This is a genomic window from Hydrogenophaga sp. NFH-34, assembly GCF_021401345.1.
Taxonomy (GTDB): Bacteria; Pseudomonadota; Gammaproteobacteria; order Burkholderiales; family Burkholderiaceae_C; genus Hydrogenophaga; species Hydrogenophaga electricum.
Genome location: NZ_JACBGE010000025.1, coordinates 48592 through 74458 on the forward strand (window position 1 = coordinate 48592; position 25867 = coordinate 74458).

General features: G+C 65.2%; 25 protein-coding genes and 3 tRNA genes. 8 read left to right on the top strand and 20 right to left on the bottom strand.

The window, feature by feature from the left end; translation table 11 throughout:
• Window positions 1–60: 60 nt before the first annotated feature.
• The 8 genes from L0977_RS20680 to L0977_RS20715 all read right to left on the bottom strand — a co-directional run bounded on the left by L0977_RS20680 (window position 61) and on the right by L0977_RS20715 (window position 9086).
• On the bottom strand, window positions 61–777 hold the full coding sequence (locus tag L0977_RS20680) for an ABC transporter ATP-binding protein (RefSeq protein WP_234266757.1): 717 nt from the start codon (window positions 775–777) through the stop codon (window positions 61–63).
• A 16-nt stretch (window positions 778–793) separates the two neighbouring features.
• Window positions 794–1564 (bottom strand): ABC transporter ATP-binding protein, encoded by a 771-nt coding sequence (locus tag L0977_RS20685; RefSeq protein ID WP_234266758.1) that lies wholly within the window; start codon window positions 1562–1564, stop codon window positions 794–796.
• A gap of 13 nt (window positions 1565–1577) precedes the next feature.
• Window positions 1578–2675, bottom strand: a complete 1098-nt coding sequence (locus tag L0977_RS20690; RefSeq protein ID WP_234266759.1) for a branched-chain amino acid ABC transporter permease — start codon at window positions 2673–2675, stop codon at window positions 1578–1580.
• Between the two features lie 18 nt (window positions 2676–2693).
• Complete coding sequence (locus L0977_RS20695) at window positions 2694–3623, bottom strand: branched-chain amino acid ABC transporter permease (RefSeq protein WP_234266760.1); 930 nt, start codon at window positions 3621–3623, stop codon at window positions 2694–2696.
• A gap of 269 nt (window positions 3624–3892) precedes the next feature.
• The gene (locus L0977_RS20700) at window positions 3893–5176 is read right to left on the bottom strand and encodes a replication-associated recombination protein A (protein WP_234266761.1); all 1284 of its coding nucleotides are present in this window, start codon (window positions 5174–5176) and stop codon (window positions 3893–3895) included.
• A 30-nt stretch (window positions 5177–5206) separates the two neighbouring features.
• Window positions 5207–5845 carry an outer membrane lipoprotein chaperone LolA gene (gene lolA, locus L0977_RS20705; protein ID WP_234266762.1) on the bottom strand — a complete coding sequence of 213 codons (639 nt, stop codon included), beginning with the start codon at window positions 5843–5845 and terminating at the stop codon, window positions 5207–5209.
• 79 nt (window positions 5846–5924) lie between these two features.
• Window positions 5925–8273 (bottom strand): DNA translocase FtsK, encoded by a 2349-nt coding sequence (locus L0977_RS20710; protein WP_234266763.1) that lies wholly within the window; start codon window positions 8271–8273, stop codon window positions 5925–5927.
• Between the two features lie 138 nt (window positions 8274–8411).
• Window positions 8412–9086 carry a Crp/Fnr family transcriptional regulator gene (locus tag L0977_RS20715; protein WP_234266764.1) on the bottom strand — a complete coding sequence of 225 codons (675 nt, stop codon included), beginning with the start codon at window positions 9084–9086 and terminating at the stop codon, window positions 8412–8414.
• A gap of 147 nt (window positions 9087–9233) precedes the next feature.
• Between L0977_RS20715 and trxB the strand changes: the two genes are divergently transcribed.
• The 3 genes from trxB (at window position 9234) to rpmG (ending at window position 10875) form a co-directional block, all read left to right on the top strand.
• Window positions 9234–10175 carry a thioredoxin-disulfide reductase gene (trxB, locus tag L0977_RS20720; RefSeq protein ID WP_234266765.1) on the top strand — a complete coding sequence of 314 codons (942 nt, stop codon included), beginning with the start codon at window positions 9234–9236 and terminating at the stop codon, window positions 10173–10175.
• A 283-nt stretch (window positions 10176–10458) separates the two neighbouring features.
• Window positions 10459–10692 carry a 50S ribosomal protein L28 gene (gene rpmB / locus L0977_RS20725; RefSeq protein ID WP_234266766.1) on the top strand — a complete coding sequence of 78 codons (234 nt, stop codon included), beginning with the start codon at window positions 10459–10461 and terminating at the stop codon, window positions 10690–10692.
• 12 nt (window positions 10693–10704) lie between these two features.
• Window positions 10705–10875 carry a 50S ribosomal protein L33 gene (gene rpmG / locus L0977_RS20730; RefSeq protein WP_234266767.1) on the top strand — a complete coding sequence of 57 codons (171 nt, stop codon included), beginning with the start codon at window positions 10705–10707 and terminating at the stop codon, window positions 10873–10875.
• A gap of 60 nt (window positions 10876–10935) precedes the next feature.
• Here rpmG and L0977_RS20735 read toward each other — a convergent pair whose 3' ends face one another.
• Genes L0977_RS20735 through L0977_RS20745 form a run of 3 tightly spaced genes read right to left on the bottom strand, consistent with a single transcriptional unit; the run spans window position 10936 to window position 14471 of the window.
• Window positions 10936–11757 (bottom strand): glycosyltransferase family 2 protein, encoded by an 822-nt coding sequence (locus tag L0977_RS20735; protein WP_234266768.1) that lies wholly within the window; start codon window positions 11755–11757, stop codon window positions 10936–10938.
• A complete protein-coding gene (locus tag L0977_RS20740) occupies window positions 11754–13043 on the bottom strand; it encodes an O-antigen ligase family protein (protein WP_234266769.1) in 1290 nt (429 codons plus the stop codon). Before L0977_RS20740 ends, L0977_RS20735 begins: the two co-directional genes overlap by 4 nt.
• Before the next feature lie 33 nt (window positions 13044–13076).
• Window positions 13077–14471: a phosphomannomutase/phosphoglucomutase gene (locus L0977_RS20745; RefSeq protein ID WP_234266770.1), complete on the bottom strand. Its 1395-nt coding sequence runs from the start codon at window positions 14469–14471 to the stop codon at window positions 13077–13079.
• 117 nt (window positions 14472–14588) lie between these two features.
• On the opposite strand from L0977_RS20745, the gene L0977_RS20750 reads away from it, so the two are divergent.
• From L0977_RS20750 to L0977_RS20760, 3 genes are all read left to right on the top strand, one after another.
• Entirely contained in the window at window positions 14589–16124 is a 1536-nt protein-coding gene (locus L0977_RS20750) for an AlkA N-terminal domain-containing protein (RefSeq protein WP_234266771.1), read from the top strand.
• The gene (locus tag L0977_RS20755; RefSeq protein WP_234266772.1) at window positions 16121–16654 is read left to right on the top strand and encodes a methylated-DNA--[protein]-cysteine S-methyltransferase; all 534 of its coding nucleotides are present in this window, start codon (window positions 16121–16123) and stop codon (window positions 16652–16654) included. The genes L0977_RS20750 and L0977_RS20755 overlap by 4 nt, the downstream gene beginning before the upstream one ends.
• Window positions 16655–16732: 78 nt before the next feature.
• A complete protein-coding gene (locus tag L0977_RS20760; protein ID WP_234266773.1) occupies window positions 16733–17635 on the top strand; it encodes a DMT family transporter in 903 nt (300 codons plus the stop codon).
• Between the two features lie 107 nt (window positions 17636–17742).
• On the opposite strand, the gene L0977_RS20765 is transcribed toward L0977_RS20760, so the two are convergent.
• From L0977_RS20765 to folC, 9 genes are all read right to left on the bottom strand, one after another.
• A tRNA-Asp gene (locus tag L0977_RS20765) sits at window positions 17743–17819 on the bottom strand.
• A 46-nt stretch (window positions 17820–17865) separates the two neighbouring features.
• A tRNA-Glu gene (locus tag L0977_RS20770) sits at window positions 17866–17941 on the bottom strand.
• 93 nt (window positions 17942–18034) lie between these two features.
• A tRNA-Ala gene (locus L0977_RS20775) sits at window positions 18035–18110 on the bottom strand.
• A gap of 65 nt (window positions 18111–18175) precedes the next feature.
• Window positions 18176–19558 carry a glutamate--tRNA ligase gene (gene gltX / locus L0977_RS20780; RefSeq protein ID WP_234266774.1) on the bottom strand — a complete coding sequence of 461 codons (1383 nt, stop codon included), beginning with the start codon at window positions 19556–19558 and terminating at the stop codon, window positions 18176–18178.
• Between the two features lie 11 nt (window positions 19559–19569).
• Window positions 19570–20790, bottom strand: coding sequence for an O-succinylhomoserine sulfhydrylase (locus L0977_RS20785; RefSeq protein ID WP_234266775.1), 1221 nt, complete (start codon window positions 20788–20790; stop codon window positions 19570–19572).
• 12 nt (window positions 20791–20802) lie between these two features.
• The gene (gene purF / locus L0977_RS20790; RefSeq protein ID WP_234266776.1) at window positions 20803–22305 is read right to left on the bottom strand and encodes an amidophosphoribosyltransferase; all 1503 of its coding nucleotides are present in this window, start codon (window positions 22303–22305) and stop codon (window positions 20803–20805) included.
• Between the two features lie 33 nt (window positions 22306–22338).
• On the bottom strand, window positions 22339–22824 hold the full coding sequence (locus L0977_RS20795; protein ID WP_234266777.1) for a CvpA family protein: 486 nt from the start codon (window positions 22822–22824) through the stop codon (window positions 22339–22341).
• A gap of 22 nt (window positions 22825–22846) precedes the next feature.
• Window positions 22847–23605, bottom strand: a complete 759-nt coding sequence (locus tag L0977_RS20800; protein WP_234266778.1) for an SPOR domain-containing protein — start codon at window positions 23603–23605, stop codon at window positions 22847–22849.
• 59 nt (window positions 23606–23664) lie between these two features.
• Window positions 23665–25029 carry a bifunctional tetrahydrofolate synthase/dihydrofolate synthase gene (gene folC, locus L0977_RS20805; RefSeq protein WP_234266779.1) on the bottom strand — a complete coding sequence of 455 codons (1365 nt, stop codon included), beginning with the start codon at window positions 25027–25029 and terminating at the stop codon, window positions 23665–23667.
• A gap of 67 nt (window positions 25030–25096) precedes the next feature.
• Here folC and L0977_RS20810 point away from each other — a divergent pair, with 67 nt between their 5' ends.
• Window positions 25097–25444, top strand: a complete 348-nt coding sequence (locus L0977_RS20810) for an ArsC family reductase (RefSeq protein WP_234266780.1) — start codon at window positions 25097–25099, stop codon at window positions 25442–25444.
• A 91-nt stretch (window positions 25445–25535) separates the two neighbouring features.
• The gene (gene ppnP / locus L0977_RS20815) at window positions 25536–25853 is read left to right on the top strand and encodes a pyrimidine/purine nucleoside phosphorylase (RefSeq protein ID WP_234266781.1); all 318 of its coding nucleotides are present in this window, start codon (window positions 25536–25538) and stop codon (window positions 25851–25853) included.
• Window positions 25854–25867: the final 14 nt, after the last annotated feature.

Below are 25867 nucleotides of genomic sequence, written 5' to 3' on the forward strand. Positions count from 1 at the left end.
CACCAGGGCGCAACCCGCTATTGTAATTTTTCGCGAAGACGGTGCCTCGCGAAGGCCGTCTCAGTGGCCCAGATAAGCCTCGCGCACACGGGGATCGACCAGCAGATCCTTGCCCTGACCGGTCATGGTGATCTCGCCGGAGTCCATCACATAGCCACGATCCGCGATCTGCAGCGCGCGCTGGGCGTTCTGCTCGACCAGCACAATGGTCACCCCCTGCGCCGACACGTCGCGCACGACTTCGAAGATCTTGTCCACCATGATCGGCGACAGCCCCATCGAAGGTTCGTCGAGCAGCAGCACCTTGGGCTGGCTCATGAGGGCGCGGGCCATGGCCAGCATCTGCTGCTCGCCCCCCGACATCGTGCCCGCGAGCTGGTCCTTGCGCTCCTTCAGGCGCGGGAAGATACCGAACATGCGGTCGATATCCTGCTGGATACCGGCCTTGTCCGAGCGGATGTAGGCGCCCATCAGCAGGTTTTCGGTGATGGTCATGCGTGTGAAGACGCCGCGGCCCTCGGGCACCATCGCCAGCCCCTGTTTGACCAGGTCCCACGCGCCGCGCCCTTTGATGTTCTGGCCCAGGTACTCGATGCTGCCGCCTTCGATGCCCAGCGACCCGGTGATCGCTTTCATGGTGGTGGTCTTGCCGGCGCCGTTGGAGCCGATGAGGGAGATCAGCTCGCCCTCGCGCACCTCCATGTCGACGCCCTTGACGGCCTTGATGCCGCCATAGGAAACCTTCAGGCCACTGACTTTCAGGAGAGTGTTTGCCATGTTCTTGTGTCCTTGATCAGTGTCCGCCCGTACCCAGATAGGCTTCGATCACCTTCGGGTCCTTCTGCACTTCGGCCGGGGTTCCCGACGACAGCTGCTTGCCGTAGTCGAGCACCGTGACACGGTCGCACAGCCCCATCACCAGCTTCACATCGTGCTCGATGAGCAGGATGGTGCGGTTGTCGTTGCGAATGCGGTCAATCAGCTCGCGCAACTGCACTTTTTCGGTCGCATTCATGCCGGCGGCCGGCTCATCCAGCGCGATGAGCTGCGGATCGGTGGCCAACGCACGGGCAATTTCCAGGCGGCGCTGGTCACCGTAGCTGAGCGTGCGCGACTTGTACTCGGCAAACTTGGCAATGCCCACGTAGTCGAGCAGTTCCTTGGCCCGCGCGCGGATTTCAGCCTCTTCCTTCTTGAAACCGGGCGTGCGCAGCACAGCACCGATCAGGCCCGAGCGTGTGCGCACGTGCCGGCCGACCATCACGTTTTCCAGCGCGGTCATCTCGGGAAACAGCCGGATGTTCTGGAACGTGCGGGCGATACCGGCTTTGGCCACCTCGTGCACGGCGGTCGGTGTATAGGGCTTGCCGGCCAGCTCGAAGCTGCCGCTGTCGGGCGTGTACAGCCCCGTCAGCACGTTGAAGAACGTGGTCTTGCCAGCGCCGTTGGGGCCGATCAGGCCATAGACCTGGCCACGCTGGATTTCGATGCCCACACCGCTCAGGGCCTGCAAGCCCCCGAAGCGCTTGGACACATTGGCGACTTTGAGAATGGTTTCACTCATGATGCATTGCCCCTTATTTCGCCAGCGACTTGCCGTGTTCGGGCGAAGGCCACAGGCCCTTGGGACGCAAGAGCATCACCACCACCATGGCCAGCGCGATCAGCAACTGGCGCAGGATTTCCGGGCCGAGCCGGCCACCGGTCAGCTCGGTCAATGGGTGCGCCACATGGCGCAGCACTTCAGGCAGGCCAGCCAGCATTAGGGCACCCAGGATCACGCCCGGAATGTGGCCGATGCCGCCGAGCACCACCATGGCGACCACCATGACGGATTCCATCAGCGAGAACGACTCCGGCGAAACAAAGCGCTGGAACGAAGCAAACAAAACGCCCGACATACCGCCGAAAGTGGCGCCCATGCCGAAAGCCAGCAGCTTGAGGTTGCGGGTGTTCAACCCCATGGCCTTGGCGGCGATTTCGTCCTCGCGCACGGCCATCCAGGCGCGGCCGATGCGCGAATCTTGCAGGCGGTAGGACAGCACCACCGCGAGCAGCACGAAGAACAGGAACAGGTAGTAGTACAGCGTCACCGGCTGGAAGGTGTAGCTCCAGTCTCCCAGGGACAGCGTGTGCCGCTGCCCCATGTTGAAGCCGAACACCGTGAGCGGATCAATCTGACTCAGTCCCTTGGGGCCGTTGGTGATGTTGATCGGACGGTCGAGGTTGAGCAGGAAGATTCGGATGATTTCACCGAATCCCAGCGTGATGATGGCCAGGTAGTCGCCCCGGAGTTTCAGGGTGGGCGCCCCCAGAATCATGCCGACCACCCCGGCCACGACTGCCGCGATGATCATCACGAGCCAGATGCTCAGGTGCAGACCCTCGGGAAACATGGCCTTGATGGCGGGGAAGGTGTCGGCCAGGTGCGGCGACGCCAGCAGACCGTAGAGGTAGGCGCCCACCGCAAAAAAAGCGATATAGCCCAGATCCAGCAGGCCGGCATAACCGACCACGATGTTCAGGCCCAGCGCCAGCAGCACGTACAGCAGGGCGATGTCGACGATGCGGGCCCAGGAGTTGCTGCCGGTGGCCTGCAGCAGCACGGGCACCGCAAGCAGCACGATGGCTGCAATGATGAAAGTGGCCAGCTTGGCGGGTTTGATGTTGCTCATGCGTTGTCTCCCGCGGTATCAGGCGCGATCGGCCACACGCTCGCCCAGCAGGCCCGAGGGGCGCAGTGTGAGCACCAGAGCCAGCACGATGAACGCAAAGATGTCCACATACTGGCTGCCCAGGAAGCCCCCGGTCAGGGCACCGAGATAGCCCGCCCCCAGCGCCTCGATCAGCCCCAGGGCAATGCCACCGACCACCGCACCGGCGAGGTTGCCAATGCCCCCCATCACCGCCGCGACGAACGCCTTGAGCCCAGGCATGAAACCCATGGCGTGCTGCACCGTGCCGTAGTTCGACGCCCACATCACACCGGCAATCGCCGCGAGCATGGCGCCGATGATGAAGGTGGCCGAAATCACCACGTCAGGCCGGATGCCCATCAGAGCGGCCACACGCGGGTTTTCGGCGGTGGCGCGCATGGCCCGGCCCAGACTGGTCTTGTTGACCAGGTACATCAGGGCTGCCAGCGTGATGGCGGTCGTGGCCAGGATGGTGATCTGCGTCACCGAGATCACGGCCCCTCCGAGGTGGATCGGCTCGCGCGAGAGCATCGATGGATAGGGTTTGGGATTGGGCGCCCAGATGATCATGGCCAGCGTCTGCAACAGGAGCGACATGCCGATGGCCGTAATCAGCGGCGCCAACCGCGGTGAATTGCGCAGTGGCCGGTAAGCCAGTTTTTCGATCGTGAAATTCAGCGCGGCGCAGACCACCATCGCGATCATGGTGGCGACCAGAAGGATCAGCCAGCCGGGCAGACCGGCCCAAGCTTCCGCCATCCAGCCGATGAGCGTCCAGCTGGTCAACGCCCCCACCATCAGCACCTCCCCGTGCGCGAAGTTGATGAGGCCAATGATCCCGTAGACCATCGTGTAGCCCAGCGCCACCAACGCATACATACTGCCCAGAACCAGACCGTTGATGATCTGCTGCAGCAAGATATCCATGAAGTTTCTCCGTGTTTTTGACAGGCCGGGACGTTACTCGGCATGCGGTTCGCGGACCATTGTGCGGTCCGGAGCCCCGTGTACAGCCCCGCTTCAACTTAGCAAAAAACCCGCCAGGGTCGGACTGCGAACAGGCCGATTGGCGGGTTGGCGGGCGGATTTTAGCCAAGCCCCAAGGTGCCCCAGATGGGTGCAAGCCCTTATGCGACGCGGGTTTACCCGCAATTCAGGGGATCTGTGATGAGGCCATCAGCCTAACAAGCACGTCATTAGTTTTTTTGATCATTCAGACGCTTAAGCTCCCTAAGCTTATCGCCAATGCGGATTTCCAGCCCCCGATCGACCGGCCGGTAGAACGCGGTGGACGGCATTCCGTCGGGCAGGTAGCGTTCTCCGGCCGCAAAACCGCCCTCTTCATCGTGCGCATAGCGGTAGCCCTTGCCGTAGTCCAGTGCCTTCATCAGTTTCGTCGGTGCGTTGCGCAGATGCATCGGCACCGGCCGGGTGCCGTCCTTCTTGACGAAGGCCTTGGCTTCGTTGAATGCCTTGTAAACCGCGTTGGATTTGGGGGCCACCGCCAGATAGACCACGCATTCGGCCAGGGCCAATTCCCCTTCGGGGGAACCCAACCGCTCATAGACCTCGGCCGCGTCCAGCGCCAGCCGCAAGGCACGCGGATCGGCCAGGCCGATGTCTTCGGCCGCCATACGGATGAAGCGCCGCGCCATGTAGCGCGGGTCGGCGCCACCGTCGAGCATGCGCACGAACCAGTACAGGGCGGCATCGGGGTCCGAGCCGCGCACGCTTTTGTGCAGCGCGCTGATGGTGTCGTAGAACTGCTCGCCCCCCTTGTCGTAGCGGCGCATGCGTTCGCCGAGCACGCGCAGCAGCCAGGCATCCGTCACCTCGGCGAGCTTTTCACGGTCTGCCGCCACCGCCAGGGTTTCGAGCGTGTTCAGAAGGCGGCGTGCATCGCCATCGGCATAGGCGATGAGCCGGTCGCTAGCGGCCGCTTCGATGGCCGGCACCGCGTTGATCGCCTGCGCGCGGGTCAGCAACTGGCGCAGGTCGTCCTCAGCCAGGGGCTGCAGCACGTAGACCGCAGCCCGCGAGAGCAAGGCGGAATTGACTTCAAACGAAGGGTTTTCGGTCGTCGCACCGATGAAGGTGAACAGGCCGCTTTCCACGTGGGGCAAAAAGGCGTCCTGCTGGCTTTTGTTGAAGCGGTGCACCTCGTCGACAAACACGATGGTGTGCTGGGCCTGCAGACCCTCGCGTGCGCGCTGCGCCAGCTCCACCGCTTCCCGGATCTCCTTGACGCCCCCCAGCACCGCGCTGATGGTGATGAACTGGGCATCGAAGGCGTCGGCCATCAGCCGTGCGATGGTGGTTTTGCCCACGCCCGGGGGGCCCCACAGAATGCAACTGTGCGGTTGACCGGATTCGAACGCGAGCCGCAGCGCCATACCTTCGCCGAGCAGGTGGCGCTGACCGATCACTTCGCCAAGCGATCGCGGCCGCAGGCGCTCGGCCAGCGGGACATGCGGGGACACAGGGGCTCGCGCCACGGGCAACGGCGGTGTTCAGGGGCGGATCACGTCGGCCCCAGCGGGCGGGGTGAAACGAAACTTTTCGGCCTTGAGCGCGGTATTGGCCTGCCACTGGCTGAAGGTCAGCACCGATTGCTGCCCCAGGCTGTCGGCGATGTCGAGCACCGCGACCTGCCCATCGCGAAAGCCCACGCGCACGCGTTCGATCTGGCCATCGCGGGCGCGCGGTCGCGCCTCCAGCCAGTTCATGCCGTCCTGTGCCGGCAGGGACTTGAGATCGAACACCGTTGACAGGGTTTTGATGTCGGTGCCGCCGGCAATCAGCGCGGCGGGCGTGCTGCCCAGCACGTCCTGCTGCTTGCGCGCCGTGACCTGGTTCAGATCGACGTCGTGCAGCCAGAGCGTCTGCCCATCGGCGACGATGGTCTGCTCGAACGGCTTGGTGTACTCAAAGCGGAACCGCTGTGGGCGCAAAAACTCGAACCGTCCGCTGGACGTCCGGGTCCGCGCGCTTGGCTCGCCCTCGCGTTTGGGCGAAGTGACCACCTGGGTGAAGTTCGCCTGCGCGCTGCGCACGTCGCGCAGAAAGGCTTCCAGGTCCTGCAGGCCATCGGCCCGCGCGGACAAGCACAGAAAGAAAGTGGTGGCCAGTGCCAGCAAGGGTTTGATCATGGGTTTTCCGATTCACGAAGGCCCGGCAAGTTTCCCGCGCGGGCGGCTGGGCGCGCCGGTAGGCCCGCAGGAACGCCCATCAATCGCCTCGCGAGGCCACCAGAATGTCGCGCTGGCCACTGGAGGTCAGCGCGCTCACCAACCCGGCATTCTCCATGTCTTCGAGCAGGCGGGCCGCGCGGTTGTAACCAATCTTGAGCTTGCGCTGCACGTAGGAAATGCTGGCCTTGCGGTCTTGCAGCACGATGGCCACCGCCTGGTCGTACAGCGGGTCTTTTTCACCCCCCCCACCGCCTTCGCCCAGCAGGTCACCCCCTTCGCCGTCACCGCCCACGTCCAACACACCGTCGATGTAATTGGGCTCGCCCCCCTGTTCTTTCAGGTAGGCCACGACGCGATGCACCTCGTCGTCGCTGACGAAAGCGCCGTGCACGCGCGTGGGAAAACCCGTGCCCGACGGCAGGTAGAGCATGTCGCCCATGCCCAGCAGCGCTTCGGCACCCATCTGGTCGAGGATGGTGCGGCTGTCGATCTTGCTGCTGACCTGGAACGACAGGCGGGTCGGGATGTTGGCCTTGATCAGGCCGGTGATCACGTCAACACTGGGCCGTTGCGTGGCCAGGATGAGGTGAATGCCGGCCGCGCGCGCTTTCTGCGCCAGACGCGCGATCAGTTCCTCGATCTTCTTGCCCACCACCATCATCAGGTCGGCCAGTTCATCGATCACCACCACGATGTGCGGCAGCCGCTCCAGCGGTTCGGGCTGCTCGGGCGTGAGGCTGAAGGGGTTGCCGATGATCTCGCCACGCGCATGCGCCTCGTCGAGCTTGGCGTTGAAACCCGCCAGGTTGCGCACACCCATCTTGCTCATGAGCTTGTAGCGCTTCTCCATCTCGGCCACGCACCAGTTCAGGCCATTGGCCGCCTGCTTCATGTCGGTCACCACCGGGCACAGCAGGTGCGGAATGCCTTCGTAGACGCTCAGTTCCAGCATCTTGGGATCGATCAGCAGCAGGCGCACGTCCTTGGCGTCGGCCTTGTACAGCAGCGACAGGATCATGGCGTTGATGCCGACCGACTTGCCCGAGCCCGTGGTACCCGCCACCAAGCAGTGCGGCATCTTGGCCAGGTCGGCCACCACCGGCAGACCGGCGATGTCCTTGCCCAGCCCCATGGTCAGCAGGCTCTTGGCATCGTGATAGACCTGCGAACCGAGGATTTCGCTGAGCTTGATGGTCTGCCGCTTGGCGTTGGGCAACTCCAGCGCCATCAGGTTCTTGCCCGGAATCGTCTCGATCACACGGATCGAGACCAGCGACAGCGAGCGCGCCAGATCGCGGCTGAGGTTGACGATCTGCGAGCCCTTCACGCCGGTGGCTGGTTCGATTTCGTAGCGCGTGATCACCGGGCCCGGCGCGGCCGCCACCACGCGCACTTCGACCCCGAAGTCCTTGAGCTTCTTCTCGATCAGTCGGCTGGTCATTTCCAGCGTCTGGGCATCGACCCCGGGCTGGTACAGGGGAGCACCGTCCAGCAGGTCCACCTGCGGCAGCTTGCTGTCGGGCATTTCCACGAACAGGGGCTTCTGCCGTTCCTTGGCGACCCGTTCGCTCTTGGGCACCTCGACCAGCGTCGGCTCGATCACCACCGGTATCGGATGGTGTTCTTCGTTCTCCACACGCTCGACCGCCACCACCTCTTCACGGGCACGTGCCGCCTGTTCGCCGATGCGCTGGTCTTCCACGGCTTCGCGCCGCTCGCGCCGCGCTTCGAACCAGCCGTAGCACCAGGCACCCAGCCCTTCGGCCCAATGCGCCCACGAGAAGAGAAACACGCGAGGCAGGCACACCACCAACACGGCCAGCATCAGCACCGCAGAGCCGTTGAAACCCAGCACGTGGGCCGCGATGTCCCCCAGGGCCATGCCCAACACGCCCCCCGCCGGACCGGGCAGCAAGGCCTCGTACCGGTACAGGCGCTCGTATTCCAGCACCGCGCTGCTCAGCAGCAGGAGCAGCAGGCACACCCAGAACACCGGGCGCCCTTGCCACCAGCGCAACCATGCTGGCAACGGCGGCGCCGACTCGGCTGGATCGGTGGCGCCCTGCTGCCCGCGAATCCACTGGGCCAGGACAGACAGCCAGGCGCGGAGCCCGGCCAGAAACGCCCACCACACCGAAAAACCCAGCAGGTAATAACCGCCATCGGACAGCACGGCCCCCAGTTGCCCGCCCCAGTTAGCGAGCGCGTCGTGGGTTCCAGTGGTGCTCCAGGCGGGATCGGCCGGGTTGTGGCTCAGCAGCGCCAGCCCCCAGAACAGCAGGGCTGCCGCACCGAATACCAGCCCGATTTCCTGGGCAAAGCGGGCCACCCCGGTGGGCTCCTGATGCGCCCGATCACCGTTGAGGGTGTTGATGGAATAGGTCATGAAACGAACCGTCAGCTTGGACGCCCCCGCATGGGGGCTCAACTCGGTCCGAGCTTACCCCAGACAACCCGTCGATCCCGTTTCAATCCGCTCAAATCCGCGCACCGTCGCCAGCGCGTTGACAGACCGGCGGCGGCGTCAGCCCAGCGAGGTCAGGCGTTCCTTGATGACGGTGCTGCCATCCGCCCCCAGCTCGATGAAGCCCCGGTCTTCCAGATCTTTCATGACCCGGCTGACCATCTCGCGCGACGCGCCGATCATCTTGGCCACGTCCTGGCGCGACACCCGCTCCTTGATCACGAGCTGCCCGTCGCGGTCCGGCTGGGCAAATTCGAGCAGCGCACGGGCCACCCGGCCATACACGTCCATCAGGGCCAACGACTCGATCTTGCGGTCCGCGTGGCGCAGGCGCTGCACCAGCCCCTTCATGATGGCGTAGGCCATGGAGGTGTTTTCCGGCAGGCAGCGGGCAAATTCCACCCGGCCCAGGATCAGCACGTCGGTCTGCACCTCGGCCCGCACCGAGGCCGAATGCGGCTGGTTATCGATCAGGCTCATTTCGCCGATGTAATCCCCGGGGCTCATGGTCGCCAGGATCACCTCGCGTCCGCGGGTATCGGTGGTCACGACGCGCGCCCGACCAGTCAGGACGATCGCCAGGAAGTTGGACTTCTTGCCTTGCTCCACGATGACCTCGCCGCGCTTGTACCGGCGCTTGACCACGGCGTCGGCCACAGACTCCGCCTGCGCCTGCGTCAGGGTGGAGAACAGCGGAACGCGGCGGATCAGGTCGAGATTGGACAGGATGGACATGCGTGTATTCCTTCGATGGAGAAGCTGGCGAAACGCGCTTTCTTACAATGGGCCGGATCTGGTTGATGGGCCCGCTCTACCGGTCCTTCGACGGCAATGCACACACTCTAAACCAACCCGATCCCTGCCCACAGAGGGCGAAACACCATGAAGCATACAAAAGTCCTCATTCTAGGATCTGGCCCCGCGGGATACACCGCAGCCATCTACGCCGCCCGCGCCAACCTCCAGCCGCTGCTCGTGACCGGCATCGCCCAGGGCGGCCAACTGATGACCACCACCGAAGTGGACAACTGGCCCGCCGACGTGCATGGGGTGCAAGGCCCGGAGCTCATGCAGCGTTTTCTGGAGCACGCCGAACGCTTCAAGACCGACATCGCCTTCGACCACATCCATACCGTGGACCTGTCGAAACGGCCGTTCGTGCTCCAGGGCGACAGCGACACCTACAGCTGCGACGCCCTGATCATCGCCACAGGTGCTTCGGCCAAGTACCTGGGCCTGCCCTCCGAAGAGGCCTTCATGGGCAAAGGCGTGAGTGCCTGCGCCACCTGCGACGGCTTCTTCTATCGCAACCAGGAAGTCGCCGTCATCGGTGGCGGCAACACCGCGGTGGAAGAGGCGCTCTACCTGTCGAACATCGCGAGCAAGGTGACGCTCGTGCACCGGCGCGACACCTTCCGGGCCGAGGCGATCATGATCGACAAGCTGATGGACAAGGTCCGCGAAGGCCGCATCGAACTGAAACTGCACAGCGTGCTCGACGAGGTGCTGGGTGACACCAGCGGCGTGACCGGTGTGCGCCTGAAGAACGCGCAGTCCGGTGCCACCGAAGATGTGGCGGTCAAGGGCTGCTTCGTGGCCATTGGTCACAGCCCCAACACGGCGCTCTTCCAGGGGCAGCTGACGCTCAAGGACGGTTACATCGTCACGCAGTCGGGCCTCAACGGCATGGCCACCATGACCAGCGTTCCGGGCGTCTTCGCCGCCGGCGATGTGCAGGACCATGTGTACCGACAGGCCATCACCAGTGCCGGCACGGGATGCATGGCGGCCCTCGACGCACAGCGCTTTCTCGAAAGCGCCTGAGCCCCCATACGCCTGACACCGTGCTGGCGCAGCCAGCGTGCCAGGCGCACCGCAGCCACGACTGGACACCTGTGGCGGAGAACCGCCGGCGCTGCCCTGCGGGCGCAATGGCGCCATTGGTCGGGCAGCTGGCATCTGGTCTCGCGAGCATCTATAATAGTTGGCTTTGCTGCAAAGAGCTCTTTGGGCCGTGCAATGCAAATACCGGGTTACCGCCACCCTTCTGGCGAGGTGAGGCTCCCACCGCACGGGTGGCAGCCGTTTGAAAAATCGGAGTGTCCTCATGGCACGCGTCTGCGACGTCACGGGCAAGAAGCCCATGGTCGGAAACAACGTTTCCCACGCCAACAACAAAACCAAGCGCCGGTTCCTGCCGAACCTGCAATACCGCCGTTTCTGGGTCGAAAGCGAAAACCGCTGGGTGCGCCTGCGCGTGTCGAGCGCTGCCCTGCGCCTGATCGACAAGAACGGTATCGAAGCGGTGCTCGCCGACCTGCGCGCACGCGGCCAAGCTTAAGGAGTCCGGACCATGGCAACCAAAGGCGCACGCGAGAAGATCAAGCTGGAATCCACCGCTGGAACCGGTCACTTCTACACCACCACCAAGAACAAGAAGACCACGCCCGAGAAGATGCTGATCAAGAAGTTTGATCCGGTCGCTCGCAAGCACGTGGACTACAAGGAAATCAAGCTGAAGTGATTCGGCCTGTGTCCCAACAAAAAAGCCGCTGTCCCAGCGGCTTTTTTGTTGCCTGAGGGCTCAGACGTCGAGATACTGATCCAGTCCGACGGGCGAACGGACCCGTCGTGCAGCCAGAGTTTCAGCCCGGATGCGGCGATTTTTCTCCAGCATCTCCGGCGTGACATACCCCCGGCCGTGGTCGAGGTGCAGGCAGGTGGTGGAATAGCGGATCTTTCGGGGCTTGAGGCCCAGGTGGCACAAGCGATCACCGAATTCGCAGTCCTCGCCGCCATACTGCATGCGCTCATCAAAACCATTGACCGCCAACGCGAACTCCTTGTAGCAGGACGCGTTGTGCCCGTTCCAGGTGCTGCGCGCCGGACTCATCCGGTTGAGCCAGTCGCCCCAGGCCCCACGGGCGTTGACCTTGAGGGTCTTGAGCGAGCGGCGCAGGCCGTGGGCCGTGAGCCAGGCCAGGTCAAACACCTGCCCGGAGACGATCTCCTCGCGCCCGATGCGCTCACTCAGCGCCATGGGCAGCTTGACGTACCCCCCCGACAGAAAAGTGCCCCTATCGGCAAAAGCCAGGTGCGTCTCGACAAAGTCGGGCCGGGGAATGCAGTCGCCATCCGTGAAGATCAGGTACTCGCCTTCGGCCTGGACAATGGCCTTGTTGAGGATGCGGCATTTCTGGAAGCCTTCGTCCGGCTGCCAGACATGCCGCACCGGAAACGGCAGTTGCGGCCGCAATGCCTCGATGAGCTGACGGGTTTCATCGCGCGAACCATCGTCGGCCACCACCACCTCAAAACCGCGATGCCGCTGTACCGAGAACCCCCACAGCACTTTCTCGAGCCAACGCGGATGGTTGTAGGTCGTGAAGATGACCGACGTTTTCATGAAGAGGTGCCCCGGATGCCCATGCCTGGTCGCGCCAGCAGGATCATGGCGACCGACAGGCTCATCATCACACCATAGTTGTTGGTACCCGTGTTGGTATCGGTGATGCTCATCAGCACATGCAGCACACCCAACCCCAGCAGTCCGATGGCCGCGAACCGGTTCCAGCGGCGCGCCACCCAGGCGCTGGCCAGAAAGGCGGCCATGAAACTCAGCGTACTCATCAGCCCCAGCACCCCATGGTCCAGCATGCCGTTGAGGTATTCGCTGTGCACGTGGATCTGGCGTTTCATCTCTTCGGAGCCCACCTCGTCGGCCCATGCCTGGATGAAAGCGATGCGCTGGGCTCGGCCATAGCCCAGCCAGGGCTGTTCCTGGATGGCACGCACCGCGTGTTGCCAGAACTGCAAGCGCACACCCACCGACGAATTCACATAGTTGGCATCGCGATCCCCCGCGAGCGTGGCCACCGCTTCATCTACCGCCATGTCCAGGCGCTGCAGGGGCACTTCCACCACCTTGGGCAGCAGTACGGCCACCACCGAGGACAGCGCCACCACCAGCATCGCCAGCTTGATGGCCGACAGCAGCCTTTGCGACCAGGGACGGGCGCTGCAGATCCACGCTCCCCAGAACACCGAAATCACCAGCCAGGGCACCACCAGATACGCCCCTCGCGCGCCCGTGAGCAGCACCGACAGCAGGAACAGCGCCGCACTGCCAGCCATCACGCCCAGTTCGCGCCCACTCGCGCCCAGTCGCAGCAAGGCGATCTGCACAAAGGCGAACATGACCAGCCCGCCCGCCCAGTTGATCCGGTTCGAGGGCGTTTCCACCCCCCAGTAGGCATGGGCACCGCTTACGGCCAGCCCCACCACCGCCGCCGCCAGCAAGGTCCAGCGCAACGCGTCGGCATCCACCCCACGGGGTCGCACCGAGCGCACCAGCAGGTACACCGCACAGGCTGACAGCCCTACACGCATCTCGAAATGGCGCGTGCCGATCGGGTCGTCCCAATAGAGCACACCCGCCAGCTTGCAGGCCACCCCCGCCAGACAGAACCCCAGCCAGACCCGCGCCACCCGCCAAGCCCCCTCATCCCCCGGCTCGCCATGCGAACGCCAGTCGCGAAGCCAGGCCCAGCCGCCCCAGACCACCAGCATGAGCCAGAGCACGCCACCCATTTTGGTATTGGCTGGCGTGAGCGCCAGCAACACCAGCACAACCAGCCAGGCGATCAGGCTCACCGGCTGCAACCACCGCCCTTGCTGCAATTGCCCTTCCATGCCTGGCATCGACCGCGCAACCGGAAACCGCGCTCAGTGCGCGGCGGCGGCCACATGGGCATCGGGCTTGACCGCCTTGAGCAGGCGCATCATGGTGGTTTCGATCCGCGCCAGCGCCTCGGGGGAATGCCCTTCAAAGCGCAGCACCAACACCGGTGTCGTGTTCGACGCCCGGATCAGGCCGAAACCATCGGGCCAGTCCACCCGCACACCATCGATGGTTGACAGGCGTGCCGGCGCCGCCAGCGCCGGATCCGATGCCGCCAGCGTGGTCAAGCGGTCCACCACGGCGTGAGGCTCGCCCTCGGCGCAGGCCACGTTGAGTTCCGGCGTGCTGTGGCTCGTCGGCAAGGCTTGCAGCACCGCGTTGGCGTCCGGTTGGCGACTCAGGATTTCAAGCAGGCGGGCGCCCGCATAGGAGCCGTCGTCAAACCCGTACCAGCGCTCCTTGAAAAAGATGTGGCCACTCATCTCACCGCCCAGCGGGCTGTCGAGTTCCTTCATCCGGGCCTTGATCAGGGAGTGGCCGGTCTTGTAGATGTGCGGCACACCACCGGCCGCCTCGATGGCCGGCGCCAGCCGCTGGGAGCATTTCACGTCGAACAGGATGTGCCCTCCGGGCACCCGCGACAGCACATCCTGCGCAAACAGGATCATCTGGCGGTCGGGAAAGATGTTCTCACCGTCCTTGGTCACGATGCCCAAGCGGTCGCCATCGCCGTCGAAGGCCAGCCCGAGCTCCGCATCCGTCTCGCGCAAGGCGCGCTGCAGGTCCACCAGGTTCTCCGGCTTGCTCGGGTCGGGATGGTGGTTGGGAAAGTGCCCATCCACCTCGCTGAACAGCTCGGTGACCTCGCAACCCAGGGCCCGGAACAGCGCTGGCGCCGTCGCCCCCGCCACCCCATTGCCGCAGTCCACCACCAGCTTCATGGGGCGTGCCAGCTTCACGTCGCCCACGATGCGGTCGCGATAGGCGGCCTCAACGTTCACGTGACGCACACGTCCGCCGTCCGCCAGCATCCACGATTCGGCTTCGATCATCTGGCGCAAGGCCTGGATTTCGTCGCCGTAGATGGCCTTCCCGGCCATCACCATCTTGAAGCCGTTGTAATCCTTGGGGTTGTGGCTGCCCGTCACCTGGATGCCGCTGCGACACAGCGTGTTGGCCGCAAAGTACAGCATGGGCGTGGTAACCATGCCCACATCGATCACGTCGATGCCCGCCGCCACCAGCCCACGCACGAGTGCAGCGGCCAAGGCCGGGCCGCTCAGACGGCCATCCCGGCCGACGGCGACCGTAAGCTCCCCTTGGGTTCGCGCCACGCTGCCAAAGGCCCTGCCCAACGCTTCGGCCACCTGTTCGTTCAGGGTGGAGGGGACGATACCCCGGACATCGTAGGCCTTGAAGATCGAAGCAGCGACTTGCATGAACCGTTCGTGGAAAGAGCGAATCGTGCATTGTAGGTGGCTTGCCCCGGCCATCGGCACCAGAGACATGTCCGGAAATGGCGAGTCTGATCTGCCACAAACCCCTACGATGTGCCCATGCCATCCCCAGCCCCCCTCGACGCCGACGCCTGCTACCTCGCGCTTGCTGCGCGAGACGCCCGCTTCGACGGGCGCTTTTTCACCGGCGTCACCTCCACCGGCATCTACTGCCGGCCGGTCTGTCGTGTGCGCACGCCCCGGCAGGCCAACTGCCGCTTTTTCGCCCACGCGGCCCAGGCCGAAGCGGCCGGTTTTCGCCCCTGCCTGCGCTGCCGTCCCGAACTCGCCCCCGGGGATCTGGCCTGGTCCGCCACCGATGCCGGCGACATTCTTACCCGCCAGGCGCTGGGCTTGCTGGCCACGCCCGACACCTGGACCGGTGACACCCCCAGCGCGGCCGCACTCGCCCAACGTCTCGGCGTGAGCGACCGGCACCTGCGCCGCCTGTTCGAAGAACGGATGGGCGTCTCGCCCCTGCAGTACCTGCAGACCCGGCGCCTTCTGACCGCCAAGCAGTTGCTGACCGACAGCCACCTGCCTGTCACCAAGGTCGCCGAGCTCAGTGGATTTGGCAGCCTGCGCCGCTTCAACGCTGTTTTCCAGGAACGTTATGGGCTGAATCCCAGCCAGTTGCGGCGGGGGTCATCCTCGCCGGAGGGTGCACTCACCGTCAGGCTGGGCTACCGCCCCCCTTACGACATTGCCGCCCTGTTGCGCTTCTTCCACGATCGTGCGATCGACGGCGTCGAGCAGGTCCTCTGGCCCACCGAGCGCATGCCGCTGCCGGGTCTGGCCCGCACCATTGGCCTGCATGCCTCCAACCGCACCCTCAGTGGCTGGGTCGAAGCCCGCTTCGACCCCGAACGCCACCAGGTCATCGTGCGGATCGCTCCCAGCCTGGTGGACGCGCTGCCCACCCTCATTCACCGCGTGCGCGCCTGGCTGGACCTGGACGCCGATCCCATCGCGATACAGGCCGTGCTCCGCACCATGCCAGCGCCTGCCGGCGAGCACGCGGGGCTTCGCGTCCCCGGCTGCCTCGATGGTTTCGAACTCGCTGTGCGCGCGGTGCTCGGCCAGCAGATCACCGTGGCTGCGGCACGAACCCTGGCACGCCGACTCGTTCAACAGCTGGGAACCCCTTTGCCTTCCAGCGGAGAGGGGGATGGCACCCATCTCGACCGGCTCTTTCCCAGCCCGCAGCAATTGGCCGACACCGCGCCTGAGCGACTGGGCGAGCTCGGTATCGTCCGGCAGCGCCAACGCGCCCTCATCGCCCTTGCCCAGGCCGTCTGCACGCAACAACTCGACCTCCAGGGCAGCGGCGACATGGCGGCCACGCTCGACCACCTGCGACAGCTTCCCGGCATCGGCGAATGGACCGCGCAGTACATCGCCATGCGCGCACTGCGCTGGCCCGATGCTTTTTTGGCCAAGGACGTGGCGTTGCAGAAGTCGCTGGGCCTGCCCCGCACCCTCACCGAAGCCGCAGCCGAATCACTCTCCCAGGCCTGGCGCCCGTGGCGCAGCTATGCGGTCATGCGCGCCTGGCAGGCACCGAGCCCCTTGTCGCCGCCCCAGCCCTCCCCATGAAAACACCACAATCGCTTGTCAAGATCGAGGTTCCGAGTCCGCTCGGCCCCATCGTGCTCGCCGCCTCCGCCCTCGGCCTGCGGGGGCTCTGGTTCATCGACCAGCGCTACGCGCCCAATTTCACCGCTTGGCCGGACGCGCCTGAGCATCCTCTGCTGCAAGCGGCACACCGACAACTCGATGCGTATTTTTCAGGCCAGACCGACCGCTTCGACCTGCCCCTGGATCCCTCCGTGGGCACGCGCTTTCAACAAGCCGTCTGGCAGGCACTCCGCCAGATACCCACCGGACAGACATGCAGCTACCAACAGCTGGCCCAGGCCCTGGGCCGGCCCCAGGCCGCACGCGCCACCGGCGCCGCCGTGGGACACAACCCCTGGTCACTGGTCGTGCCCTGTCACCGGGTGGTGGGCAGCGACGGGCGCCTCACCGGTTACGCTGGTGGCCTGTGGCGCAAGGAAGCCTTGCTGGCCCTCGAGTCCGGGGACATCGCCAGCTTGCGCAACGCCTGTCAAAGCAGCCCCGTCTGACACACTGATCACCCACGCCTCTCCAGCCTCCGGTTTCGCCCCACCACATCACCCGCCCTGAACCGGCCCCACTCCACCATGTCGATCACTTTGTTGGGCGAGTTTGTGCTCCTCGCTGCCCTCTGGGGCGCCTCTTTCCTGTTCATGCGCCTGGGTGCGGCCGAATTTGGCGCCATTCCCACCGCCGGACTGCGTGTGGGCCTGGCCGCGCTCTTCCTGCTCCCGACATTGCTGGTCCGCGGCGTCTGGACCGACTTGCGCCGCCATGCGCGGCCCATTTTGCTGGTCGGCCTGCTCAATTCGGCCATGCCTTTTGCGCTTTTCGCCTTCGCGGTCGTCCACATTCCCACCGGCCTCACGGCCATCCTCAACGCCACGGTGCCCATGACCGGTGCCCTCGTTGCCTGGCTCTGGCTCGGCGAGCGCCCCGGCGCCAGCCGCACTCTCGGCCTCGTCATCGGTTTCGCCGGTGTCGCGTTGCTGGTGATGGGCAAATCCGGGGTCGATGCTTCCGGACTTTCCATGGATACGCCCTCCACGATGCCGCTGATCGCCATGGGCGCCGTGATGGCGGCCACGCTCTGTTATGGCATCGGCGCCAGTTGTGCGCGCAAATACCTGCAAGGTGTGCACCCACTCGCGACCGCCACCGGCAGCCAGATCGGCGCCACGCTGGGGCTTGCCCTGCCCATGGCCTGGTTCTGGCCTTCTGCGCCGGTCAGCGCTGGCGCGTGGTGGGCCATGGTGGCCGTCGGGCTGCTCTGCACAGCACTGGCCTACATCCTGTTTTTCCACCTCATCGAGCAAGCAGGCGCCAGCAAAGCCTTGACCGTGACCTTCATGATCCCGGTCTTTGCGTTGTTTTATGGGGCCGCATTTCTTCAAGAAACCATCACAGCCTGGATGCTGGGCTGCGGGATCATCATTGTTTGCGGCACCGCCCTCTCGATGGGGCTTGTTCGCTGGCAGCGAAACCACTGAGTGGCACGGAAAAACGTCGGCTTCGTGGCGAGGCGATCGGTTTCCTGCCGAACAGAAGCGCCAAAAATAAACGGGTTGCAGCTTGCGCTGCAACCCGTTTGAGTGTCTGGCGGAGTGGACGGGGCTCGAACCCGCGACCCCCGGCGTGACAGGCCGGTATTCTAACCAACTGAACTACCACTCCTGGCAGGTAGCTTTGGTGCCTTGCGACAACCCAAGCGCTACAGACTTGGCGACCCTACGGGGATTCGAACCCCGGTACTCACCGTGAAAGGGTGATGTCCTAGGCCTCTAGACGATAGGGTCAAAACCTGGACGGCTCCGAATTTTTATTCGGCGCTTCGTTTTACCGAAGCCTCGCATTCTAGCATCAAAAACAGTGTTTTCTTTGCAGTTTGTTGGTGGAGGTAAGCGGGATCGAACCGCTGACCTCTTGCATGCCATGCAAGCGCTCTCCCAGCTGAGCTATACCCCCAACAAGCATTGCTTCAAAACAGTATTTCGTTGCAACCTAGCGAGCCTCAAATTATAGAGGCTTTTTTACGCTTTCCGCAAGCGCTCCAAAATTTTTTCGCGATCGTGCAGTTCCAGCACCGCGTCGAGCGAAGGCGTTTGGGGTGTGCCCATCACCAGCACCCGCACCGGCATCGCCAGTTGGGGCATCTTCAGTGAGAACTGCGCCAGCGTCTCCTTGAGCGCGGCGGCGATCGATGCCTTGTCCCAATTGACATTGACCAGTCGCTCCGCCAAGGCAGCAATCGCCGGCCTGACCGCCTCCGTCACGTGCTGGGCCAGATCCTCGGCCTTCGGCGCCACATCGGCGTAATGGGGTGCCAGCCAGTCGGCCAGTGCCACCGTGGTGTCGCAGCGGTCCTTGTACAAGCCGCACAGGGCGCTCAGGCGGTCATCGGACGCGATCCCCCGCCGGGTCAGCTGTTCTGCGGCAAGTGTAGCCAGTTCGGTGTTGTCCATGGCCTTGAGGTGCTGGGCGTTGACCCAGCGCAGCTTGGCCTCATCAAAGCGTCCAGCGCTGCTGCCCAGATGGTCGAGGTTGAACCACTGCAGGAACTGCTCGCGGCTGAAAATCTCATCGTCGCCGTGGCTCCAGCCCAGGCGGGCCAGGTAGTTCACCATCGCGTCGGGCAAGTAGCCTTCGTCGCGGTACTGCGTCACCGGCTTGGCGCCGTTGCGCTTGCTCATCTTCTCGCCCTGCTCGTTGAGCACGGTGGGCAGGTGGGCGTAGACCGGCGGCTCCTTGCCCAGGGCACGGAAGATGTTGATCTGGCGCGGCGTGTTGTTGACGTGGTCATCGCCACGGATGACGTGGGTGATCGCCATGTCGATGTCATCCACCACCACGCAGAAGTTGTAGGTCGGCGTACCGTCGGGGCGCGCGATCACCAGGTCATCCAGTTCGTCGTTGCTGAACTCGACACGGCCCTTGACCTTGTCTTCCCAGACCACCGAGCCGCCCTGCGGGTTTTTGAAGCGCAGCACGGGTTTGATGCCTTCGGGCACCGGCGGCAGCACCTTGCCCGGTTCGGGACGCCAGGTGCCGTCGTAGCGTGGCTTTTCCTTGTTGGCCATCTGGCGTTCGCGCAGCGCGTCCAGCTCTTCCACGCTCATGTAGCAGGGGTAAACCAGCCCCTGGGCCTGCATGTCGGCCAGCACGGCCTTGTAGCGGTCCATGCGCTGCATCTGGTAGAACGGCCCTTCGTCGTGATCCAGGCCCAGCCACTTCATGCCTTCGATGATCACGTCGACCGCCGCCTGGGTCGAACGCTCCAGGTCGGTGTCTTCGATGCGCAGGATGAAGGTGCCCTGGCTCGCCCGGGCAAAAGCCCAGGGATAGAGCGCGGAACGGATGTTGCCCAGGTGAATGAAGCCGGTGGGCGACGGCGCGAATCGGGTACGGACGGTCATAGGAGAACGGGTTACAGGCTGGACAGGCCGCGATCGAGGTCGGCCCGGATGTCGTCGAGGTGTTCCAGGCCCACGGCGACCCGGATCAGGCCCTGGCGCACACCGGCGGCCTGGCGCTGGACTTCGGTCAGGCGGCCGTGCGAGGTGCTGGCCGGATGGGCGCAAAGGGTCTTGGTGTCGCCGAGGTTGGTCGAGAGCGAAAGCACCTGCATCGCATCGAGCACGTGAAATGCGCGCTGACGGGCCTGGTCGGCATCGGAGGCCTTCACCTCGAAGGACAGCACAGCACCGCCGAGCCCCCCCATCTGCGCCAGTGCCAGCTCATGCTGTTGATGGCTGGACAGGCCAGGGTAGAACACGCGCGCCACGGCCGGATGCGCTTCCAGCCACTGGGCCAGTGCCAGCGCCTGCGTCGACTGCGCACGCATACGCAGCTCCAGCGTCTCCAGGCCCTTGAGGACAACCCAGGCGTTGAAAGGGGCGAGCGTCATGCCGCTGCTCTTGAGCACCGGCAGGAAGGTCTTGTTGACCAGGGCTTCGCTGGCACACAGCGCACCTGCCATCACGCGTCCCTGGCCGTCGAGATACTTGGTGCCCGAGTGCATGACGATGTCGGCACCGAGGCTCATCGGCCGTTGCAAAGCCGGCGTCGCAAAGCAGTTGTCGACAGCCAGCAAGGCCCCGCTGCTGTGTGCCAGATCGGCCAAGGCGCGGATGTCGCAGACGTCGGTCAGCGGGTTGGTCGGCGTCTCGGCAAACAGCAGCCGGGTGTTCGCGCGTACAGCGCCCTTCCAGGCCGACAAGTCGGTCTGCGGGACGAAGCTCGACTCGACGCCGAACTTGGCCAGGTCGCTGCCGATCAGCTTGATGGTCGAGCCGAACATGGACTGCGAGCACAGCACGTGGTCACCCGCTTTGAGCAGACCCAGACACATCATGAGGATGGCCGACATGCCCGAGGCCGTGGAGATGCAGGCCGGCGCGCCTTCGAGCGCGGCCAGGCGCTGCTCGAAACTGGTCACCGTGGGGTTGCCGTAGCGGCCGTAGGTGAAGCCGTCCTCGTCGCCGTTGAAGCGGCGGGCAGCGGCTTCGGCACTGGGCTGTACGTAACCGCTGGTGAGGTACAGCGCTTCGGAGTTTTCGCCGTACTGGCTGCGCGCCACGGCCGCGCGCACGGCCTGGGTTTCGCGGTGCAACGGGGTGGTATCGGAAGGGTTCAGATCGGAAGACATGGGTGTGCCCGGTCAGGCCACTTCGGCGTTCGGCAGGGCGAGACGCGAAGTGTCTTCGGTGTCTTCACCGGACTGGTCACGCCCCTGGTTGAGGCGGGCGATGTCTTCGGCCGTGATGTCCCCGGTGACGTAGACGCCATCGAAGCACGAAGCGTCAAAACCGGCCAGATCCGGATTGAGCGAGCCGATGGCCTGCTTCATCGCATCGACGTCCTGATAGATCAGCGCGTCGCAGCCGATCAGTTCGCGGATCTCTTCGACGGTGCGACCGTGGGCCACCAGTTCCTGCGGCGTGGGCATGTCGATACCGTAGACGTTCGGGTAGCGCACGGGCGGCGCGGCACTGGCCATGTAGACCTTGGCCGCTCCGGCGTCGCGGGCCATCTGCACGATTTCCTTGGACGTGGTGCCCCGCACGATGGAGTCGTCCACCAGCAGCACGTTGCGGCCCTTGAACTCGCTGGCGATCACATTGAGCTTTTGGCGCACCGACTTCTTGCGCACGCCCTGGCCGGGCATGATGAAGGTTCGCCCCACATAGCGGTTCTTCACGAAGCCTTCCCGGTACGGCAGACCCAGCAGTTGTGCCAGTTCCATGGCGCTGGGACGCGAGGACTCAGGGATCGGGATCACCACGTCGATGTCCTTGGGCGGCACGGTGGAGATGACCCGCTTGGCCAGTGTCTTGCCCAGGTTCAGCCGCGCCTGGTAGACCGAAATGCCGTCCAGCACGGAATCGGGCCGCGCCAGGTAGACGTATTCAAAGATGCAGGGGTGGTGGCGCACGTTGTCGGCACACGGCGCAAACTGCACCTGCCCTTCGAGGTCGACGAACACCGCCTCACCGGGCTGCACGGCGCGCTCGACATCGAAGCCGGTGCCTTCCAGGGTCACCGACTCGCTGGCCACCATCACGCCGGCCGGGCTGCGACCGATGCACAGTGGCCGGATGCCGAACGGATCGCGAAACGCCAGCAGGCCATGGCCGGCGATCAGCGCGATCACCGCGTACGAGCCTTTGACCCGCTGGTGCACGCCGCGCACGGCAGCGAACACGTCGGCCGGCTTGAGCGTGCCGCCGCGCGTGACTTTTTCGAGTTCATGCGCCAGCACGTTGAGCAACACCTCGGAGTCGCTTTCGGTGTTGATGTGGCGGTGATCGGTCTGGAACAGCTCCTGCTTGAGCGCCTTGGCGTTGGTCAGGTTGCCGTTGTGCACCAGCACGATGCCGTAAGGCGCATTCACGTAGAAAGGCTGGGCCTCTTCTTCGCTGAAAGCGTTGCCCGCCGTCGGGTAGCGCACCTGCCCCAGACCCGCGTTGCCAGGCAGTGCGCGCATGTTGCGCGTGCGAAACACGTCGCGCACCATGCCCTTGGCCTTGTGCATGTAGAACTTGCGCCCCTGCTGCGTGACGATGCCCGCCGCATCCTGGCCACGGTGCTGCAACAGCAGCAGCGCGTCATAAATCAGTTGATTGACCGGCGCCTGGCTGACCACGCCCACGATTCCACACATGTTCGAATCCTCAACGACAAAACCACAGAAACTTCATGCCAGGTAGCGCGCGAGCCCATCGGGCAACAGCGGGCGCAGCACCAGCAAGGCGGCCGAAAGCTCGGCAGCCACCATCGAATCCCGCCACCAGGTCTGCTCGCGCAGCGGTGTCATGTGCACCACCACCGCCAGCGCCAGCAGCAACACGGCCCCGCGCAGCACGCCAAAGGCCCCACCCAGCACCCGATCAACCGGCCGCAGCCCGACCGAATCGACCAGCTTCTTGACCAGCCAGGCCACCAGGCCACCGGCAAACGCCACCGCCACAAACAGCAGCACAAATCCTGCCGCCAGCCGCAGCGCCGGGGAAGCCCCGCCCATCGGTAGCCATTCGCCCACCGTTGCGGCCCAAGCCTGGGCCACGATGAACGCAGCGACCCAGCCGGCCACGGACAACACCTCGTACATCAAACCCCGCCACAGACCCAGCAGCGCGGACAAGCCCAGCACCGCGAGCAAGGCCCAATCGGTCACATTCATGCGCCTGTGCTGCTGCAGCGCCTCACAGCACCAGGATCGCCGCCGGCAGGCCCAGCGCTTTCACCCGGGCCACGGCCTTTTCGGCTTCGGCGCGCGAGGCAAAGGGGCCGAGGCGGACACGGGTGCGCCGACCGTCTGGCGTTTCGGCCACATGGGTATAGGTCTTGAGGCCTGCGCGCTCGAGCTTCAGGCGGGTTTCCTGGGCACGGGCGGCTTCGGCGAAGGCCCCCACCTGAACCACCAGACGCAGATTGGCGGCTTCGCCAGGCTTGGCGGCGCCAGCCCGGTCTTCCAGCAAGGCCTTCACGCGCTCGGCGTTATCGGCCCGCGCTGTACCGGCCGCCGGCGCCTCCGGCTTGACCGGGGTCTTGGCCGCCACCGCGGGGGCCGCCGGCTTGGCCAGAGGGGGCTCGGGCGCCACAGGCACTGCCCGGGCCTCGACCACCTCTTCCCGGTCGCCCAGGCTGTCCTGGGTGGTCAGCGGGGTGGCGGGCGGTGAAGACTCCTTGGCAACCGGCTCGGCCGGGGCCGGGCGAGGGGCCGCAGCCGTCTCCGGTTTCGCCGTCACGGGCGCGCTGTCGCGGGAGGGGATGACGATGGGCACGTCGCCCGACAAAGGGCGGGGCTGCGTGTCGAACAGCAGGGGGAAACCCACCACACCGAGCACCACCAGAATGGCTGCGCCCACCAGGCGGTGCCGTGCGCGGCGGCGCACCGCTTCAATGCTCTGGGGCTGGGCCGCAGCCGGGTGACCCTGGTGACCGGAACGGGACTTGAACATGGGTTGACCCGTGTGCCTGCGAGGCCGGTTGCCACCCCTGCGGCGGCAACGCGACAGGATCAGGCGGCCAGATGCTTCGCGGACAGGCGGGGCACGCCGTCATGCAGCACCCCACCCACGGTGTAGAAGGAACCAAAGACCACGATTCTATCAGCCGGGTCTGCGGCGGCCACGGCCGCAGCCAGAGCATCCCGGGGCGTGGCGTGGGTACCAGCGACCGTGCCCTTGCCGGCCGCCCCGGCGGCCAGTTGCGTCGCGAGTTCGTCCGCACTCAGGGCCCGTGCAATGGGCAAACCGGTCGGGTACCAGCGGTCGATCAGCGGGCCGATCCGTGCCAGCATGGCCGCCAGATCTTTGTCGGCCATGGCACCGAACACCGCGTGCGTGGTCGGGTAGAAGCCCATCGCGTCCAGGTTTTCGGCTAATGCGGCCACCGAATGCGGGTTGTGGGCCACGTCCAGCACCAGGGTGGGCGCGCCGGGCACGATCTGGAAACGTCCGGGCAGCTCCACCAGCGCGAGCCCGTTGCGCACCGCCTGCGCCGTGACGGGCAGTTGCGCGCGCAACACCTCGATCGCAGCCAGCACGCCCGCCGCGTTGACCAGTTGGTTGGCCCCGCGCAGCGCCGGGTAGGCCATGCCGCTGTAGCGCCGCCCGCCGCGCGAAGGGTGCGTGGCCCAGCCCCACTGCTGCTGGTCGCCCGCAAAATGGAAATCCTTGCCGATGCGCCAGAGATCGGCACCGATCTCCATCGCCCGGTCCAGCACGCTCTGCGGCACCGCCGGATCGCTGACGACCACCGGCCGCCCGGTGCGCATGATGCCGGCCTTTTCGTAGCCGATGGCCTCGCGATCATTGCCCAGCAGCGCCATGTGGTCGAGCGCGATGCTGGTGATGATGGCGCAGTCCGGGTCGATGATGTTGACCGCGTCGAGCCGCCCCCCGAGCCCCACCTCCAGGATCGCGACATCGATGCCGCTGCGTTGCAGCGTGCGCAGGATGGCCAGCGTGGTGAACTCGAAATAGGTCAGCGACACCTCGCCTTCGCCATCGTCGCCCGGCTGGCCGCGGCGCGCCTGCTCGACCTCGGCAAACGCCGGCACCAGGGCGTCGGCCGCCACGGGCGTGCCTTCGACGCGGCAGCGCTCCTCGAAATGCACCAGGTGCGGCGAGGTGTACACGCCCGTCCGGTAGCCCGCCTGGGTATAGATCGCCTCCAGCATGGCGCAGGTCGAGCCCTTGCCATTGGTGCCCGCCACGGTGATCACGGGCATCGGCAGCCGCAGGTCCAGACGCCGGGCCACGCGCTGCACCCGCTCCAGCCCGAGTTCGATCCCGCTGATGCCTTGCGGGTGCTGGCGTTCGCAATGTGCCAGCCAGTCGGACAGGGTGCGGGGGTGGTCAGGCAGATCAATCGCTTGCATGGCCGTGATTGTCCCACCGCCCCCGCCGGGCTGGCCGGCCCGCGGTCATTGCCCCGACAATCGCCACATGATCACTGTCTACGGCATTCCGAACTGCGACACCGTCAAGAAAGCCCGCACCTGGCTGTCGGCACAGGGCGTCGCACATCAGTTTCACGACTTCAAGAAACAGGGTGTCCCCGAGGCCGACCTGACCGGCTGGCTCGATGCCCTGGGTTGGGAAACCCTGGTCAACCGGCGCGGCACCACCTGGCGCGGCCTGGACGAGGCCGATCGCACTGCCGTGACCGACGCCACCAGCGCCAAGCGCCTGCTGCTCGCCCACCCCAGCATCATCAAGCGACCGGTGGTGGCCTGGGCCGATGGCCGGGTCACGGCGGGTTTTGACAGCGCCGCGTGGACATCCCGCCTCTGAGCGACAGAAAGGCCGCCTCGTCCGCCGCCCTAGAATTGCAGGATGGCGGTTTTGCCATACCGCTGTCCTGCCCTTTTTCACCTGCTTGCAAATGCCTACCACCCAGATCCCCGGCGTGACCGTCAACACCCAGGCCAACGTCTACTTCGACGGCAAATGTGTCAGCCACGGCCTCACCTATCCCGACGGCACGAAAAAATCGGTCGGCGTCGTCCTGCCCGCCACCCTGACCTTCGGCACCGGTGCACCGGAAATCATGGAGTGTGTGGCGGGTGGCTGCGAATACAAACTCGCCGGCACCGACACCTGGGTCCCGGTGGTTCCCGGTGACGCTTTCAAGGTGCCCGGCAACAGCAGCTTCGACATCCGCGTGGCCGAGGCCTTCCACTACATCTGCCACTACGGCTGATCCCTGCCCCACGC

Excerpts from the sequence above, each read along its gene's own strand:
- L0977_RS20680 (WP_234266757.1), bottom strand. The coding sequence starts at position 777 with ATGGCAAACACTCTCCTGAAAGTCAGTGGCCTGAAGGTTTCCTATGGC.
- L0977_RS20715 (WP_234266764.1), bottom strand. The coding sequence starts at position 9,086 with ATGTCCATCCTGTCCAATCTCGACCTGATCCGCCGCGTTCCGCTGTTC.
- L0977_RS20695 (WP_234266760.1), bottom strand. The coding sequence starts at position 3,623 with ATGGATATCTTGCTGCAGCAGATCATCAACGGTCTGGTTCTGGGCAGT.
- L0977_RS20740 (WP_234266769.1), bottom strand. The coding sequence starts at position 13,043 with ATGGAAGGGCAATTGCAGCAAGGGCGGTGGTTGCAGCCGGTGAGCCTG.
- rpmB (WP_234266766.1), top strand. The coding sequence starts at position 10,459 with ATGGCACGCGTCTGCGACGTCACGGGCAAGAAGCCCATGGTCGGAAAC.
- L0977_RS20800 (WP_234266778.1), bottom strand. The coding sequence starts at position 23,605 with ATGTTCAAGTCCCGTTCCGGTCACCAGGGTCACCCGGCTGCGGCCCAG.
- L0977_RS20810 (WP_234266780.1), top strand. The coding sequence starts at position 25,097 with ATGATCACTGTCTACGGCATTCCGAACTGCGACACCGTCAAGAAAGCC.
- trxB (WP_234266765.1), top strand. The coding sequence starts at position 9,234 with ATGAAGCATACAAAAGTCCTCATTCTAGGATCTGGCCCCGCGGGATAC.
- L0977_RS20750 (WP_234266771.1), top strand. The coding sequence starts at position 14,589 with ATGCCATCCCCAGCCCCCCTCGACGCCGACGCCTGCTACCTCGCGCTT.
- purF (WP_234266776.1), bottom strand. The coding sequence starts at position 22,305 with ATGTGTGGAATCGTGGGCGTGGTCAGCCAGGCGCCGGTCAATCAACTG.
- L0977_RS20710 (WP_234266763.1), bottom strand. The coding sequence starts at position 8,273 with ATGACCTATTCCATCAACACCCTCAACGGTGATCGGGCGCATCAGGAG.
- L0977_RS20735 (WP_234266768.1), bottom strand. The coding sequence starts at position 11,757 with ATGAAAACGTCGGTCATCTTCACGACCTACAACCATCCGCGTTGGCTC.
- folC (WP_234266779.1), bottom strand. The coding sequence starts at position 25,029 with ATGCAAGCGATTGATCTGCCTGACCACCCCCGCACCCTGTCCGACTGG.
- gltX (WP_234266774.1), bottom strand. The coding sequence starts at position 19,558 with ATGACCGTCCGTACCCGATTCGCGCCGTCGCCCACCGGCTTCATTCAC.
- L0977_RS20760 (WP_234266773.1), top strand. The coding sequence starts at position 16,733 with ATGTCGATCACTTTGTTGGGCGAGTTTGTGCTCCTCGCTGCCCTCTGG.
- L0977_RS20795 (WP_234266777.1), bottom strand. The coding sequence starts at position 22,824 with ATGAATGTGACCGATTGGGCCTTGCTCGCGGTGCTGGGCTTGTCCGCG.
- rpmG (WP_234266767.1), top strand. The coding sequence starts at position 10,705 with ATGGCAACCAAAGGCGCACGCGAGAAGATCAAGCTGGAATCCACCGCT.
- L0977_RS20745 (WP_234266770.1), bottom strand. The coding sequence starts at position 14,471 with ATGCAAGTCGCTGCTTCGATCTTCAAGGCCTACGATGTCCGGGGTATC.
- L0977_RS20785 (WP_234266775.1), bottom strand. The coding sequence starts at position 20,790 with ATGTCTTCCGATCTGAACCCTTCCGATACCACCCCGTTGCACCGCGAA.
- L0977_RS20755 (WP_234266772.1), top strand. The coding sequence starts at position 16,121 with ATGAAAACACCACAATCGCTTGTCAAGATCGAGGTTCCGAGTCCGCTC.
- L0977_RS20685 (WP_234266758.1), bottom strand. The coding sequence starts at position 1,564 with ATGAGTGAAACCATTCTCAAAGTCGCCAATGTGTCCAAGCGCTTCGGG.
- L0977_RS20690 (WP_234266759.1), bottom strand. The coding sequence starts at position 2,675 with ATGAGCAACATCAAACCCGCCAAGCTGGCCACTTTCATCATTGCAGCC.
- lolA (WP_234266762.1), bottom strand. The coding sequence starts at position 5,845 with ATGATCAAACCCTTGCTGGCACTGGCCACCACTTTCTTTCTGTGCTTG.
- ppnP (WP_234266781.1), top strand. The coding sequence starts at position 25,536 with ATGCCTACCACCCAGATCCCCGGCGTGACCGTCAACACCCAGGCCAAC.